The following is a 14360-nucleotide window of genomic DNA, read 5'->3' as shown; positions in this document are numbered from 1 at the left end:
CCAACGAACTATCCCATGAAAAAATATATCATCTACAGCCTCTTTGCCACGCCGCTGCTCCACCTGTCCTGCAGCAAATTTCTGGAGACCGATCCCCCGCGGACCGAAGTTTCCGCCGGTGCGGCTTTCAGCGACGCCAAAACCGCCAGTGCAACAGTAGCCGGGCTGTATACCAGCATGAACAATTACAACAACCAGTTTGCCAGCGGACTGATGACCATCGTCCTGTCCAGTCTGGCCGACGAGTACAATTCAGCCTTCACCACTTATGATGAGTACAAATACAATAAACTCAGTCCCGCCACCTCTTATCTCGACCGTCTCTGGTCCCAGCCTTTCAGCTATATCAACCATAGCAACAAAATTATCGAAGGTCTGGAAGCCTCGGCGCTGAGCACTGAGGTCAAAGCACAGCTGTCTGCCGAAGCCCGTTTTACGCGGGTCTTCTGCTACTTTTACCTCAGCAATCTGTTCAATAAAGTCCCTTTGATCACGGACACCAAAAATCTGGAACTCAACAACCAGAAAGGTCCTGCATCCCGTGAAGAGCTCTATGCCTTTATGGTGGAAGACCTCAAGCAGGCTGCTGCGGATATCCCCGATACCTACATCGGCACTGAACGCATCCGTCCCAACCGCAAAGCAGTGGAAGCCCTGCTGGCCAGAGTATACCTCTACCGGTCGGACTGGGCCAATGCCGAGGCCACAGCCGACAAAGTCATTGGCGACAGCCGTTATGAGCTCTCCCGCGATCTGAATACCGTGTTCCTGAAAACCAGCAAAGAAGCCATCTGGCAGCTGCAGACCGTCAACCTCTCCACTGCCGGCGTCAATACCTGGGAAGGATTCAGCATCGTTCCCCCTGTGGCCACAGCGCGGAGCTTTTATCAGTTGTACAACAGCACACTGGAGGATTATGAGGAGGGTGACCTGCGTAAAGCCAACTGGCTGAAGTCCTATGCCGTCGGTAGTGAGACGCGTTATATGCCTTATAAGTACAAGGTTCGTACCAGCACACCCGTCACCGAATACAATACCGTGCTGCGTCTGGCCGAACAGTATCTGATCCGTGCCGAAGCCCGTCTCAACCAGAACAAGCTCGGCGCCGCCATCGACGATATCAACCAGATCCGTGAGCGTGCCGGACTCGATGCCCTGCCCCACACGATGGCCAAAGCCGATATCGCAGTGGCTCTGGAAAAAGAACGGCAACTGGAGCTGCTCGGCGAATGGGGGCACCGCTGGTTTGACCTAGTCCGGACCAACAGGGCCCTGCCGGTGCTTACAGCAGCCAAAACAGACTTTAGCGAAAGCGACTTAAAAATACCGATCGCAAGTACTATTCTATTGACCAACCCTAATCTCCAGCAGAATGATTAAGCTACTCAACCTTTCGCTGCTGCTCGTCCTGTTGCAAACAAGCCCGATACTGCGGGCACAGGTAAGCATTATGCCGGCAAAAGCCGCGGCTGGTGATACCGTGACGATCAGCTTTGATCCCCGCGGCAGCGCTGCACCCAGTACCGCAGGCCCCTTTTTCGTGGACTTCGGCTACTCCAACTTTTATGAGCTGCCCAACCGCATACCCATGCAGCAGCAGCATGGCCGCTGGCAGGTACAGGTTAAACTGCCGCCTTATGCCAACTTTTCCTGCTTTACCATTTCCGATAAAGACAAGAAATTTGTGCAGCAGGCCAGCGACAGCAGCCAGTACGAAATTTATATCTATAAACAGGGCAAACTCATTGCCGGCAATTACCTGGGCAAATCCTATAGCCTGCCGGTGCAGAACAAGACTTCCGACCGTATCGTCGCCCTACAGGAACATTACTTAAAGGAAGAGCTGCGGCTGTATCCCGACAACTATGAGGCCCGGCTGCGGCTGATTGCTCTGCAGATGAAGGAGGGCAGTCCCGCCCGGCAGGCGCAGCTGCTGAAAGAGGGCCTGGCTGTGATCGAGAAAAAATTCAGGAGCAATCCCCTCTCCGAGGGCAATCTCAACAAAGTGACGATGGGCTATCTGATCCTGGGGCAGAACCAAAAGGTGGACTCGATCCGCCGTGTGGTGGTGGACGAGTTTCCCAACGAAAAGATCGGAATCTCCTACCGGCTCAATACGCTGCTGCGTGAGCCAGACTCGTCCGCTGTGGTGGCTGGGGTACAGCAGTTGCTGGAGCGCCGAAACGACAGCAACAAGGAGGCCTTTGGCAGTGCCTACGAGTACCTGTTCAGCTACCACGTGCAGCGTGGCGACAGTGCAGCGGCACGTACTTATCTGCCCCTGATCACCACCTGGGAGCCGGATCCCTACAAATGGCGCGCGTACCGCAACTATGTGCAGCTGATGCTGGATCACCAGATCCTGCTGCGCGAAGCCTCCAGGCTTAATTTGTATGTTCTGGATAGCGTCGCGGCGTATCCCGTGAGCCTGATCCGCTATTTTCCCGAGACCGGCTATCTGGTCGCCCACGATCCCGCGCGGGCTGACAAGATCGAAGCAGTCAAGGCGGAGATCATGGCCAGCCAAGGGCTTCTGGCAGCCCGGCTGAACCAGCCGGAAGCTGCCCGGCAGTGGTTTGCCCGGAGCATTCCCACACTGAAGTCTCCGGCACTGCTGCGTGCTGTCGCCGGGCAGTACCAGCAATGGAATGATGCGGAAAGCGCCTTACCCGTACTCGAATCCGCCTATCAGCAGGCCCCCTTTGACCCCAAGATCCGGCAGCTGCTGGAGGATGCAATCAGCCTGCGGGGGATCCGTACCGCCGACCGGCAGGCCTATTTCAGCAAGCTCGACAGGCAGTGGAAGCAGCATTACTATCAGGAATTTGCCAAGACCATCGGCAGCAGCCCGTTTCCGGCAGCGTTCAGCATCGTCGATATGGCGCGCAGGCCATTGGGCCCGCAGGACCTGGAAGGCAAGATTGTGGTCATTGACTTCTGGGCAACTTGGTGCAAGCCCTGTATTGCCTCCTTCCCCTACCTGCATCAGGTGTACAAAAAGTATGCAGATGACCCCAGAGTCAAGTTTGTCGTGCTCAATTCAGGCAGCGGCAACAGCTGGGACGATGCCTACAAATGGGCGCAGGCCAACCCGCAATTTGACTTTCCCTTTTATTACAACCAGGATAAGAAACTGAGCAACAAGCTCGGTATCACCTCCATTCCGACCACGCTGATCCTGGACAGTAAAGGCAATATCCGTTTCCGAAAAGTGGGATTTGAAGGCGAAAAGCTGCTGCAGAGTCTTGATGCCATGATCGAATACCTGAAAGAACAGGAATAGCCTACCGGCGGCAAAGCCGAGGATGGTAAACCAACAGCGGGTATCCGAAAGTTCCCCCCCCTTTTTCAATAGGAATACCCAGGGTTTTCAGGCAATATGAAAACCCTGGGTTGTTGAAGCAATTTATTTCTGCCCGATGCCACGACTCAGGTCTATTGGTAAATCAGATTATGACCAACGATCAAAACAGTTTTACCATCGTAGCGTTGACATAGCCTCGCGGAAAGAATCTTTTGATGAATTCGACATGCAACTGGAATAAATAAAAAAATAGAACCCCATTTATAATACCTTTTACGAGGGTGTTGTCTTCGGTTAATGCAAACTGAGTTAATGCGCTGAGCGCACGGCAACACCGTGTGCTCAGCGCATTTAGCCGGGAGGTACCGTCCCTGACTGAACTATGGCTATTCCACCGGATAAACCCTTGAAATTGAACTGATTTTTTTCTTTTTGCCCATTCTTTCACTGTTGCGGATAATTGCCTGATTTATCCAGTTCACTTTCTGCATGTCAAACTTTTCCACCCGGCGATCATAAGTCACCAACCCATTGATTTCATGCTCCACATCTGAAGTCTGGGTGAAGATCGCACAGCTTAAACCGCTGTACAGCATACGCTGTTCGATCTCATTGAGCAGGTAAACGTAGGTATCCGAGAGTATATCTTTATTGATGAGGATCTCGTAAGCGTTATTTGCCACAGGCCACATGTGGTCGCGCACAAAAAGACCTTTTCCACCGAATTCGCCCAAAGATGCGGCCCGGTTTTCGTCCGGCTGCGGAAACGCTTTATCTTCCATCTTTCCATAGTGGTGCTTATCCACGAAGTCGCCATTACCGGGGTCACCTTGCGCAGGCCGGTATCCCGGTGCGTAATTATAGCCCGAATTGCCATTGACTAAGCGCGTAGGATCATATTCTTTTGTCCATTTGGTTATATCCGCCACTTCAAATGCGCCCCAGTTTTCATTGAAAGGCACCCAAGTGACGATCGAGGGAACACTTGACAGCTGATCCATCATTTGCTTCAGTTCGGTCCGAAACTGTTTACGTACCGCTACCGAATCCGTATCGTCCGGGTACCACAAGTTGGGCATATCCTGCCAGACCATCAGCCCAAGCCGGTCACAGTGATAATACCAGCGCATGGGCTCCACTTTGATATGTTTACGGATGACGTTAAATCCAGCCTTTTTCGCCAGTTCGATATCGTACAGCAAAGCCGCTTCGGTCGGTGCCGTAAAAATGCCGTCGGGCCAATATCCTTGATCAAGCACACCGATCTGAAATTGAAATTTGCCATTTAACAAGGTTCTATTGATGCCGTCCACCTTGCCAATACCGATTGAGCGCATAGCGAAGTAAGAGTCTACCTGATCCACCGTACGCCCCTCTTTATCTTTAAGTTCCACTTTCAGCTGATACAGAAATGGATCTTCGGGACTCCATAGGTGCGGATTGCTTACATTGAGGTAAAATGCTTTGTGATCCGTTCCCGTCGCCGTCGCCACCTGCTTTTTATCCGCATAGGCGGTGGCAACCACGGTGAGGTCTTTGCCTTCGGTGAGCGCCGTGAGCTGCAAGCGTTTATTTTTCAGCTCAGGGATCAGTTTCAGCTGCGTGATGTATTTTTGCTGTACAGGTTCTATCCAGACTGTTTGCCAGATGCCCGAGCTAAAGGTATAATCACCTTTATCGCCATTCTTTCCCGATGCTGTTTTACCATCATTCGCATCGTAGGCCCCTACAACAAGACTATTGTCCCCTGTCTTTAGGAAATCCGTTATATCGAGGCTAAAAGCATGGTATCCACCTGTATGATCACCTACTTTTTTACCGTTCACAAAGATCGCCGCATACTGGTCCACCGCGCCGAAATGCAATAAAATGCGTTTGCCCTTCCATGCTGATGGAATAGTAAGAGCTCGTCTGTACCACAGAAATTTCTCGCCGCTCCTGGCAATTCCGGATAGTTCCGACTCAGGGGCAAAAGGCACACGGATTGATTCGGTTTTTGCCGGAAACAGCGGTGGCGCTCCAGCCTGACGCGGATCCAGCAGCGCACTGCCGCCCATATAATCCCATCGTCCGTTGAGATTTTGCCATTCGCTACGTTGCAATTGTGGACGAGGATATTCCGGTAGCGGCGTTTCAGCTGTCAATGCCTCGGCCGTCCAGGGCGTGGGTAGTGTAAAATCATCAAGGGACTGTGCTTTTGCCACTTCGAGTGTCAAATACGCCATGATCAGGATCATCAGTCGACATTTCATTCCGTTTATCATTTCAATTTAGGTATAAGCAAAGATTAGTTGATAACCCAAATATAAGAAAACAAGGGACTAAATCGAATTATTAGGTCAATTAACGCACTAATTCGCCAAGACCAAAGGCCTAAGCCCGGAACTAGGTGTATTTACAGCCATTTGTCGATCAGGCCATTTATCGCACAACATAACAGCAGCATGCCGGTTGAATCGCTTGTCTGAATCTTATCATTTGGCTTCCGGGAACAGGCTGTTCCCAGAAACCAAAGAAATTTAAAACTTATAGGCTACACTGGCCATAAAATTGAATGGCTTTTGCGGACGGGCATAGTAGCCGTCGCTGACCCAGTATTTTTTATCCAGGATATTATTCGCCTTTACGCGGACACTATATTTTGGCCGGTTATAGAAGACTGTTGCATCCAATAGATTATAAGCACCTAAAGTAAAGGTATTGGCAGCATCCAGAAAAGCTTTGGAAATGTAGGAATTACCAACACCAAGCCCAAGGCCTTTTGCTCTACCATCGGTCAATGCATAACTTGTCCAGATGTTCAACACATGCTCCGGAGTTCCTATCGCTCTTTTGCCGATATTGGCGCCACTAATAAATTCGTTATCGTTGTACCCATAGCTGGCCACATAATTAAAGCCTGTGAATGGCTTACCGATTAGCTCGACTTCAAAACCTTTGCTATTTTGCGTCCCTCCTTGAACTGTGAAATTTCCAGTGCTACGCGTTTCAGTATACAAACTGTTGGTCACATCAATATTGTAGTAACTGACCGTTGCATTGAATACATCAGACAATTCGACTTTGACCCCGCCTTCCAGCTGGTTGGCCCGCTGCGGTTTAAAAAAGGAATAGGTCTTGTCCACCTGTTCCCGGCCAGGTATATTCTTAAAACCATTCATGTAATTGGCAAACAAGGAAACCTTATCTTTCAGTATTTCATAGACCAGTCCAAATTTGGGGGACAGTGCTGTCTGATTATACCTATCCTTTTTTTCGATTCTGGTCAATGTATTGCTTAGCCCTTCATTTATAATTCGGTCAATCCGCAAACTGGCCATGGCCGATAAACGGTCGGTCACATTAAAGACATCCGAAACATAAGCACTATAACTGGCTTCCTTTGTGATATTCTGGCCTGTATTGCGTTTGGCCAGCACCGCATTGACATCTTCGATCCGGATTACCGGCGTCTTCGACAGGCTATCGAGTTGGGCTGGCGCAAATACCGGGATTCCACCATAGCCCAATCCATCGTAACGTGTCTTCCGGTAATTTGACATATAGTCCAGCCCAACGACCATCCTATTTCTGAACTGGCCGATCTTAAAATCCCCAATAAAATTTTGCTGGAAATTTTTACGGGCTGATTCTTCATCCGTAAACACGCGCAGGATTCTATCCACCAATTTGTCTGTTTTCCAGATCATATCAAAGATATGGAGATCATCGTAGCTCCCATTACCCCAAGCATATTTGGTTTGCGACTGCCACTGATCCGACAGTTTGTAGTCGGCCTGAAACAAAACATTGCTGGACGACTGCCGGCTTACCAGCGAATTGTCGTTCAGCGACTGTCGATAATCGAGGTGTAGCTGGTCAAAGCTTGTTTTCCCAAGCTTCGGATCAATCATCCATCCAGCAGGCGTAATTCCTTTTACCGAATAGAAATCAGCATCCAATGAAAGTTTTAACCGATCGTTGACCTGATAAGACAGGCTTGGCGCGATCAGCACAGTGGCATTATTGCCTTGGTCCTGAAAGGTATTTTCTTTCTGCCGTGCGAGGTTCACGCGAAAGAGCAAGCCCTCTTCGGCCGCGATCGGCGCATTGATATCGGCCGTCAGCCTATTCATGTCCCAGCTTCCCATGCTGTACCCCACCTCGCCGCCAAATGTTTCATAAGGCTTTTTTGTAATGTAATTCACAATCCCACCAAAGGACGTCATTTGTGCACCAAACAGTGTTGAAGTCGGGCCTTTTATGGTTTCCACGCGTTCTACTTGTGCCAGGTCAATCCCAGTACGCAAATAAGTCGCCATACCGTTCCTAAAATTTTCGCTGGTCTGAAAGCCGCGTGAAAAGAAAGAAGGCATTCCGGCTCCCGTCTTGGATGGCGCCGCTCCCGGCACATTTCGAAACGACTCCTCCAACGTGAGCGCCATCTGCTCTTTGATCAGTTCCTTGTCCACCACACTATATACCTGCGGGTTTTCAAGGTTTTTGAGCGGCAAGCGCGCCACATAGTCACTTTCCTTTTTGGAGGTAATGGCATATTTCTGGCCAATGATCAGGATCTCATCCAGCGTCTTTCCGTCCGCAGATAAGACAAAATCCGCCACGGCAGTTTCCCCTACCGCAACGGATAGGGTCTGCGACTGCTCCGGTAAACCCACAAAGCTCACCGTGACCACATACGTTCCGGGGTTGAGATCGCGAAAGGTATACCGCCCCTCCTTATCGACCCGCGCACTCCTGCCATTCGAAAGTTTAATGGTGCTGTAGGCCGCAGGACTCCCATCACGGGTGGTCACCTGTCCCTGAATAAGGTTATTAGTGTTCTTTTGTGCCAGCACATTTCCAGCATATAGGAAAGCAAGCAAACACAAAAGAAAAGAAAATGATTTACTGTTTTTCAAAGATAGATACATGGTTTTCTGTTGTTATTATTTATTGTTTTTAAATTGAGCAATTGGGTTGATCAGCATCCCGACATTCCTGCGGTCATTATAGCGATCTTTTCAGTTAATATAGTTATATATAATGAGTCTAAATAAATATTAACAAACAAATGTATTTTTAAAAATTGAAAACAACAAGTTTTTCAAGATTTTAAATAAAGATTAAAAAATATCATAGCAACATCTTATTATCGCTGAATTGAGAGCTGCAAATCAGACATATTAAGAATCTGTCGCAATTGTAACATCCGGCAACTTCGGAGCTTCTCAGCAAGATCCACAGTTCTCCCCATTCTTAGATAGTTAATATTGCTTACCTATTTAGTGACTATCTGATTTTCGTGATATTCCCTGTTCAGCAAATTATTACATCCCGGAAATTTGCCTTCAGTTTCGCCAACGCCCACGGGGCATTCACAATCCGTTCAAATAGGGCCTGCCATAGCCCGGCGCTTTTAATACGCATGGAAGCGTACAAATCCCTGATACGCAAAATATGCAAACCAATAGGACGGGACAGTCCTTCCTTTATCGTGTTGAGCTTGGCTCAATGCTGGTTTAATTGGTAACAGCTAAAAATCTATGTATTATGCTTGCAATGAATTATAGGGGGCCCTATCGCGTACGAGCGGATAAAAATGTCCCATTGCCAGAAATCCTCCATCCACAGGATGTCATTGTCCGAGTACTGCGTTCGTGCATCTGCGGATCAGACTTGCATCTCTACCATGGACTGGTACCCGACACGCGGATAGGCTCTACTTTTGGTCACGAGTTCATCGGTGAAGTGGTCGAGGTGGGAACGGCAATAGAAAATCTACAAGTGGGTGACCGGGTGATGGTCCCGTTTAATATTGCCTGTGGCAAATGTGCTTTTTGCCGGCAGGAATTATACGGCAACTGTCATGAGTCCAATCCCGAAGCCACCGCAGTTGGTGGGATCTTCGGCTATTCCCATACCGCGGGAGGCTATGCTGGCGGGCAGGCCGAATATGTGCGCGTGCCCTATGCAGATGTAGGCCCCGTCGTTATTCCCAACTGGATGGATCCTGATGACGCCGTCCTGTTGACCGATGTGGTACCGACGGGTTATCAGGCGGCTGAAATGGCTGGGATACAGCCCGGCGATACCGTCGTGGTATTTGGTGCGGGCCCTATCGGTATTATGGCAGCCAAGTGTTCCTGGCTGTTTGGTGCAGCACGGGTCATTATTATCGATCAGGTTGATTATCGGCTTGAATTCGCTGAACGTTACGCGCAGTGTGAGGCGGTTAATTTTCGTTCAATCGGAGATCCGGTTGTCTTTATAAAGACAATTACCGATTCCCTGGGAGCTGATGTTTGCATTGATGCTGTGGGCTGTGAAGCTGCCGGCAATTCGATAAATACCCTATTAGGAAGATATATGATGCTCCAAGGAGGTTCTACTACGGCGCTTCATTGGGCGATTAACAGTGTAAAAAAAGGTGGCATCGTGTCGATTGTGGGTGTTTATGGGCCTACCAACAGTCTGGTGCCCATTGGTAATGTTCTCAATAAAGGAATCACGATACGGGCTAACCAAGCCTCGGTAAAACGCCTGCTGCCCAAACTGATCCAACATGTACAGGACGGTGTTATCAATCCCAAAGAACTGATTACGCACCGGGTTCCACTGGAAGAAGTAGGCGATGCTTATCATCTTTTCTCTTCCAAATTGGATAACTGTATCAAAACCGTATTAATTCCACCATTGGCTTCAACTTAAGATATTTTATTATGATGACAGATCAAACTACACCCGAAGATTTCATCAATGAAAGACAAGGACAATATAGCCATATTAAAGGCTGGGGCATGGATTTTGACCCCAAGAATGATCCGACCTTTCCCATTAAGAAACGAAATAATGAAGAGCACCAGGGCTATGCATGGCAGCGGCCTCCGTTACAGGAAGAAACGGTTGAAATACTCAAGTCTGTTGAACGGCCGAACCTGACAGCAGTATATGGAACCGACAATCCACCTAAAGGGCTGAGCGGCGCAATTAGGCGCATGGCTTTTAATTATAGCGAATCAAGTTATGGCCGATGGCTCCCACTGGTACTTGCAGACCGCATCAATATGCTGGAAGGTGTTGCACAGGATATCGCAAAAGGCCATCTACCCAACATAGCCAAAGAACTGGGACTCGGTGCTGAATGGAAGTATAATAAAAAGTCCTTTATCAGCAAATCTGTTGTGGTCGGTCTGGTCATTGGATTGGTGGCCTATCAGTTTTGTTCCAAAAAGAAAAAATAAATGGTAACTGTAAATAAACTATGAAAGTTCTCAGCACTAAAATTCATGGCATACTTGATTATATAACAGCGATTTTTCTGATTCTCTGTCCACAGCTATTTGATCTCAGCAATAGTAGCTCGGAAGGAGCAGTATTTGTCATACTCGGCATATTGACCTTGGTATACAGTGCCATTACACAATACGAACTTGGTCTATTTAGGGTTATGCCGATGGATGCGCATCTGGTTTTTGATATCTTTTCGGGTATATTCCTGGCGGCATCCCCTTGGCTTTTGGATTTTAGCCGGTATACCTATTTACCCCATGTCATCATCGGATTCGCGGAGGTTGCTATTGCCTTTATGACACGGTCGCGCGGCATGTTACCACTTTGATTCCAATTTTTTTTATCGCTTATGACAGCATCTTTACTGCAACTTCTGCATAACCGAAATGCTAACCGCAAAAAAGACGTCTCCAATTTAGGAGACGTCTTCCATGCACTGTTTATCGTTGCTTATCGCTTGTCTTTTTATACCACCTTCCGAGTAGTCTACTGGTCGCGAAGCTAACGATGGTACCAAGCGCTGCTGTCAGTACCGTCTGCACCACATCGCCCAGCGAGAAACTGGCCCAGATGGAACAGAGCGTACCACCTAGGGCTGAGATGCGGATATCATTGATTTTCATCGGCTTCACTCCTTTCTTGGGGCAACATTTGCCCCTCGGCATTATCGACCGGAGGCTTCGTAGATGCGGGCGATGGGCCGCTTGATTCCTGTCCAGAGGCATCATCAGAAGACTTTTCAGGCGGTGGCATTTCCTGTTCCATCACTGTTTCCAATATACCCAGCCCCACTGCGATATATTTCAATATATTGCCGGCTTTCCCTGGCCATTTGACTGGAGCCGCAAGAACCACCTGCAGCACTGCTCCTATTTTGTTTAAGATTTTTTTCATACATATTAGTTTTTAAAGAGACTGGATGAACGGTTAAAGCCTAATATTCCGACTTCAATCCCCCTCCAACAACTCACTTCGATAAATATGAAGGGCCAGGGATAGAAAATATAGCTTTCTGATTGTCATCCCATCACCCCCTCTATATTCGAGCAATATAGGAGGACAAAGAATTGACAGCATAACGTTCCGACTGCCTATCGCTGACGCAATATGACGGTAGCATAAATCACTGTCCGAGCACAGCGAGTTTGATTTATGCCGTCATCTTGCTAAGAAGATAGCACAAAGGAATGCAGCAAAAAATTCATGTCCTCCCAATTGTTATCGAATATTCAAATACACCTCATCCCCCATATCCCACAAGCTATACACCAGCGCCTTCAGCTTCGCCAGCGCTTTACCGCTGTAATCCCCCGTACCCTCACCGGTTAGCGTGGTTACGGGTGCGATACAGCCCTGCAGTTCGCGCAATGCATTGTTGGCCGCATGGATCAGGATCGCTTCGCGTCCCAGCACATTGGGGATTCCGATCTGCTCCCCATGCTTTGGATAGCGGCGTTTTTGCAGTTTGTACCGGCCTACCGGAATACAGCTGATCCTAGGCAGGTTGTTATGATCTGGCAATTCGATGCTGTGGCAGATATGTTCACCCTGATAGCTAATCGTTCCATTTGTTCCCTGTGCTCCATACTTTCGTAGGAGCAGCAGGGTGTGTTTAACCGCCATAATCCTAAGGTGTGTACACCTGTTTAATGGTTAAGGCATTGTACTTCCCATTCGCCAAGGGATAATAAGCACTATTGACCAACTGAAAATATTCCAATCCAGCGAGCAGCAATACAGATTTTGCAGCATCGGCCTGCAAGGTCGCCGTTAGCTGTAGATCTATAGGATCGATTGTCATCAGATCTACATACTCCGACCGCTGAATGGAAGGCCTCTGATCCAAATCTTCTCCCGAAAATTCCTGAAGCACCAACATGTAGCGCACATGTGTCGCCCCTTTGAGTTTGGCGATATTCAGCATAGGGATCAGCTGCGCACATTCCAGCGTGCCCGTACCGCTGCTACGATCATAGTTCAATGCAATTGGCAGCAGCGAAATATCAGCCAATTTTGTCCGATTGTTGCACTCGATCTCCTGCAGCATAACCAGATTTTCGGCAACCAACCCCCGTTTGCCACGGATATTGACCGAATCCGTCTGAATGACTTTCAACAATCGGTTTGCCAGGCGTAAGCTGAAACGGCTGTCCGCATTTTGAAACAACACATCCTTTAGAAGGCCGCGCAACTTTTTACCTTCCTGTTGCGCCCGTCCAAACTCGCTACCATTTTCACGAGTACGTGCAAATGCAGGATCACTTGCAATGCGGTCTGCCGATACCCCGGTTTTCATACGAGCCTGAAAACCATTTGTCTTTGATTTGAAGAAGGAAAGGTCCCCGACGTTTCCATTCAATTTGATTAAACCTACTTGTTTTGCCATGATATTAATTTTGTTTTGACAATACGAAGATGCAGGGTGTGCAAACAAAGTCGGGAAGAGATGTCTGCAGTCGGAAGAAATGGCCAAAAATGGCAATAAATGTCAAAAAATAAGTATCTTAAAACCTTTAACATGGTGAATAAAAGCCATGGAGAGGAATCAGACCAATGCTGTCCAAGCCGTAACCAATTATCATCCATTTCATCAATCAGTGTAGATAAAGTCTTGTAGATTCGTTCTATGGGCGGATTTCGCTATGTACTATCTCTTGAAGCAACTATAGTGTCACAAGTGCGTCAATGACCAATCAATAACGCACTATTTACGCATTGCAAACGCTTTAACACTGCTTCAACAACTGATTACCCACGGTCGGATATGACTTTTTGGATCCCTCAAAAATCCAATGAAATGAAAAAACAAAATCGACTGCTGATCTATCCGCGGGAAGCAGCTCCCCTGCTCGGAAAATCCGAAAGACAATGCTATCGCCTATTTGAAGACATACGGGATGCCTATAACCTACCCCGAAAAACAGCAATTCCGATCAAGATATTTGCAGAATATTTCTATCTCGATGTAGAGCAGGTGCACGAAAACGTCGGTTAACCTCCAACAGAATCAGCCGGAGAGGACTGATTCTAATTTCAGCTTGCCTGCTTTTTATTGGCAGCGATGTGCTGCAGCACCGTATTCGCCCTACCAAGTACGTATTTAAAAGCTTAAGTGTATGGCCTAGCTTTGCATTATGAATATGAAAGAAAAAAGAGCAGCCATGCTGTCTATGATATCAGACTGGCGATCTAGCGGAAAAAGCAAGAAGACTTATTGCGCTGAAAACGGGATTAACGAAGCCACTTTTTATTATTGGTTTTCTCGCAGCAAAGGGGAAGAAACAGCCAGCGGTAGTTTTATAACCATCGATAAGATCAGCAGTAAACATGAAGTTGAAGTTATTTATCCCAACGGAGTACGGATTAAGGTAGAGCACGATCTAGCCCTTGTTTCTCAACTGATACAGCTTTACTAATGTTTGCGCTGGGTTCATCACACCGGTTTTACCTTTACGACAGCCACTGTGATATGCGCAAATCATTCGATGGACTATGCGGACTGATCAAATCAGTGATGCAACGACAAGCTACCAGTGGTGAGGTATTCGTGTTTTTAAACCGTAGCCGTACGCATATAAAACTTCTCCACTGGGAAAAAGGAGGCTTTGTGTTGTATTACAAACGTCTGGAAAGCGGAACCTTTTTACCGCCACATGTAAAAAACGGAGAGTTGTCCTGGAGTGATCTGGTACTGATGGTTGAGGGGATACAGGTTGTGAAAAGTATTCAAAAAAGACGGTTTTCTTTGCCTTAAAAGTGGTTTTATATAAGATAAAAGCTACTTTTT

Annotated in this window: 14 protein-coding genes; 8 read left to right on the top strand and 6 right to left on the bottom strand. The window is 47.9% G+C overall.

The window, feature by feature from the left end; genetic code table 11:
• Positions 1-15 precede the first annotated feature (15 nt).
• Both DCO56_RS09620 and DCO56_RS09615 read left to right on the top strand, forming a co-directional pair.
• Entirely contained in the window at positions 16-1380 is a 1365-nt protein-coding gene (locus DCO56_RS09620; RefSeq protein ID WP_181390506.1) for a RagB/SusD family nutrient uptake outer membrane protein, read from the top strand.
• Positions 1373-3283: a thioredoxin-like domain-containing protein gene (locus DCO56_RS09615; protein WP_108633517.1), complete on the top strand. Its 1911-nt coding sequence runs from the start codon at positions 1373-1375 to the stop codon at positions 3281-3283. The genes DCO56_RS09620 and DCO56_RS09615 overlap by 8 nt, the downstream gene beginning before the upstream one ends.
• Positions 3284-3690: 407 nt before the next feature.
• Here the strand turns inward: DCO56_RS09615 and DCO56_RS09610 are convergent, their stop codons facing one another.
• Both DCO56_RS09610 and DCO56_RS09605 read right to left on the bottom strand, forming a co-directional pair.
• Complete coding sequence (locus DCO56_RS09610) at positions 3691-5556, bottom strand: glycoside hydrolase family 2 protein (protein ID WP_245935807.1); 1866 nt, start codon at positions 5554-5556, stop codon at positions 3691-3693.
• A gap of 267 nt (positions 5557-5823) precedes the next feature.
• Positions 5824-8214 carry a TonB-dependent receptor gene (locus DCO56_RS09605; RefSeq protein WP_108633515.1) on the bottom strand — a complete coding sequence of 797 codons (2391 nt, stop codon included), beginning with the start codon at positions 8212-8214 and terminating at the stop codon, positions 5824-5826.
• A 619-nt stretch (positions 8215-8833) separates the two neighbouring features.
• Between DCO56_RS09605 and DCO56_RS09600 the strand changes: the two genes are divergently transcribed.
• The 3 genes from DCO56_RS09600 to DCO56_RS09590 are packed head-to-tail and all read left to right on the top strand — an operon-like array spanning position 8834 to position 10901.
• Complete coding sequence (locus DCO56_RS09600; RefSeq protein WP_108633514.1) at positions 8834-9991, top strand: zinc-dependent alcohol dehydrogenase; 1158 nt, start codon at positions 8834-8836, stop codon at positions 9989-9991.
• Between the two features lie 11 nt (positions 9992-10002).
• Positions 10003-10524: a hypothetical protein gene (locus DCO56_RS09595; RefSeq protein ID WP_219929350.1), complete on the top strand. Its 522-nt coding sequence runs from the start codon at positions 10003-10005 to the stop codon at positions 10522-10524.
• Between the two features lie 20 nt (positions 10525-10544).
• Positions 10545-10901, top strand: a complete 357-nt coding sequence (locus DCO56_RS09590; RefSeq protein WP_108633513.1) for an SPW repeat domain-containing protein — start codon at positions 10545-10547, stop codon at positions 10899-10901.
• A gap of 112 nt (positions 10902-11013) precedes the next feature.
• Here the strand turns inward: DCO56_RS09590 and DCO56_RS09585 are convergent, their stop codons facing one another.
• The 4 genes from DCO56_RS09585 to DCO56_RS09570 form a co-directional block, all read right to left on the bottom strand.
• Positions 11014-11196, bottom strand: a complete 183-nt coding sequence (locus tag DCO56_RS09585) for a hypothetical protein (protein WP_108633512.1) — start codon at positions 11194-11196, stop codon at positions 11014-11016.
• Positions 11183-11467, bottom strand: a complete 285-nt coding sequence (locus DCO56_RS09580; protein ID WP_108633511.1) for a hypothetical protein — start codon at positions 11465-11467, stop codon at positions 11183-11185. The genes DCO56_RS09585 and DCO56_RS09580 overlap by 14 nt, the downstream gene beginning before the upstream one ends.
• A 324-nt stretch (positions 11468-11791) precedes the next feature.
• Positions 11792-12196, bottom strand: a complete 405-nt coding sequence (locus tag DCO56_RS09575) for a DUF5675 family protein (protein ID WP_108633510.1) — start codon at positions 12194-12196, stop codon at positions 11792-11794.
• Positions 12197-12200: 4 nt separating this feature from the next.
• A complete protein-coding gene (locus DCO56_RS09570; protein WP_108633509.1) occupies positions 12201-12959 on the bottom strand; it encodes a hypothetical protein in 759 nt (252 codons plus the stop codon).
• Positions 12960-13370: 411 nt separating this feature from the next.
• Between DCO56_RS09570 and DCO56_RS09565 the strand changes: the two genes are divergently transcribed.
• From DCO56_RS09565 to tnpB, 3 genes are all read left to right on the top strand, one after another.
• Complete coding sequence (locus DCO56_RS09565; RefSeq protein ID WP_146191010.1) at positions 13371-13568, top strand: hypothetical protein; 198 nt, start codon at positions 13371-13373, stop codon at positions 13566-13568.
• Positions 13569-13707: 139 nt separating this feature from the next.
• On the top strand, positions 13708-13989 hold the full coding sequence (gene tnpA / locus DCO56_RS09560; protein WP_245935806.1) for an IS66 family insertion sequence element accessory protein TnpA: 282 nt from the start codon (positions 13708-13710) through the stop codon (positions 13987-13989).
• Positions 13989-14327: an IS66 family insertion sequence element accessory protein TnpB gene (tnpB, locus tag DCO56_RS09555; RefSeq protein ID WP_108633507.1), complete on the top strand. Its 339-nt coding sequence runs from the start codon at positions 13989-13991 to the stop codon at positions 14325-14327. Before tnpA ends, tnpB begins: the two co-directional genes overlap by 1 nt.
• Positions 14328-14360: the final 33 nt, after the last annotated feature.

Origin of the sequence: Sphingobacterium athyrii (assembly GCF_003071065.1) — a bacterium.
GTDB lineage: Bacteria > Bacteroidota > Bacteroidia > Sphingobacteriales > Sphingobacteriaceae > Sphingobacterium > Sphingobacterium athyrii.
Note: the sequence above shows the minus strand (reverse complement) of the source record. Positions and strands in the feature narration are given on the sequence as shown.

Coding starts and splice junctions, on each gene's coding strand:
- DCO56_RS09570 (WP_108633509.1), bottom strand. CDS start 12,959: ATGGCAAAACAAGTAGGTTTAATCAAATTGAATGGAAACGTCGGGGAC.
- tnpB (WP_108633507.1), top strand. CDS start 13,989: ATGTTTGCGCTGGGTTCATCACACCGGTTTTACCTTTACGACAGCCAC.
- DCO56_RS09575 (WP_108633510.1), bottom strand. CDS start 12,196: ATGGCGGTTAAACACACCCTGCTGCTCCTACGAAAGTATGGAGCACAG.
- DCO56_RS09605 (WP_108633515.1), bottom strand. CDS start 8,214: ATGTATCTATCTTTGAAAAACAGTAAATCATTTTCTTTTCTTTTGTGT.
- DCO56_RS09595 (WP_219929350.1), top strand. CDS start 10,003: ATGATGACAGATCAAACTACACCCGAAGATTTCATCAATGAAAGACAA.
- DCO56_RS09565 (WP_146191010.1), top strand. CDS start 13,371: ATGAAAAAACAAAATCGACTGCTGATCTATCCGCGGGAAGCAGCTCCC.
- DCO56_RS09600 (WP_108633514.1), top strand. CDS start 8,834: ATGCTTGCAATGAATTATAGGGGGCCCTATCGCGTACGAGCGGATAAA.
- DCO56_RS09590 (WP_108633513.1), top strand. CDS start 10,545: ATGAAAGTTCTCAGCACTAAAATTCATGGCATACTTGATTATATAACA.
- DCO56_RS09620 (WP_181390506.1), top strand. CDS start 16: ATGAAAAAATATATCATCTACAGCCTCTTTGCCACGCCGCTGCTCCAC.
- DCO56_RS09585 (WP_108633512.1), bottom strand. CDS start 11,196: ATGAAAATCAATGATATCCGCATCTCAGCCCTAGGTGGTACGCTCTGT.
- DCO56_RS09610 (WP_245935807.1), bottom strand. CDS start 5,556: ATGAAATGTCGACTGATGATCCTGATCATGGCGTATTTGACACTCGAA.
- DCO56_RS09615 (WP_108633517.1), top strand. CDS start 1,373: ATGATTAAGCTACTCAACCTTTCGCTGCTGCTCGTCCTGTTGCAAACA.
- DCO56_RS09580 (WP_108633511.1), bottom strand. CDS start 11,467: ATGAAAAAAATCTTAAACAAAATAGGAGCAGTGCTGCAGGTGGTTCTT.
- tnpA (WP_245935806.1), top strand. CDS start 13,708: ATGAATATGAAAGAAAAAAGAGCAGCCATGCTGTCTATGATATCAGAC.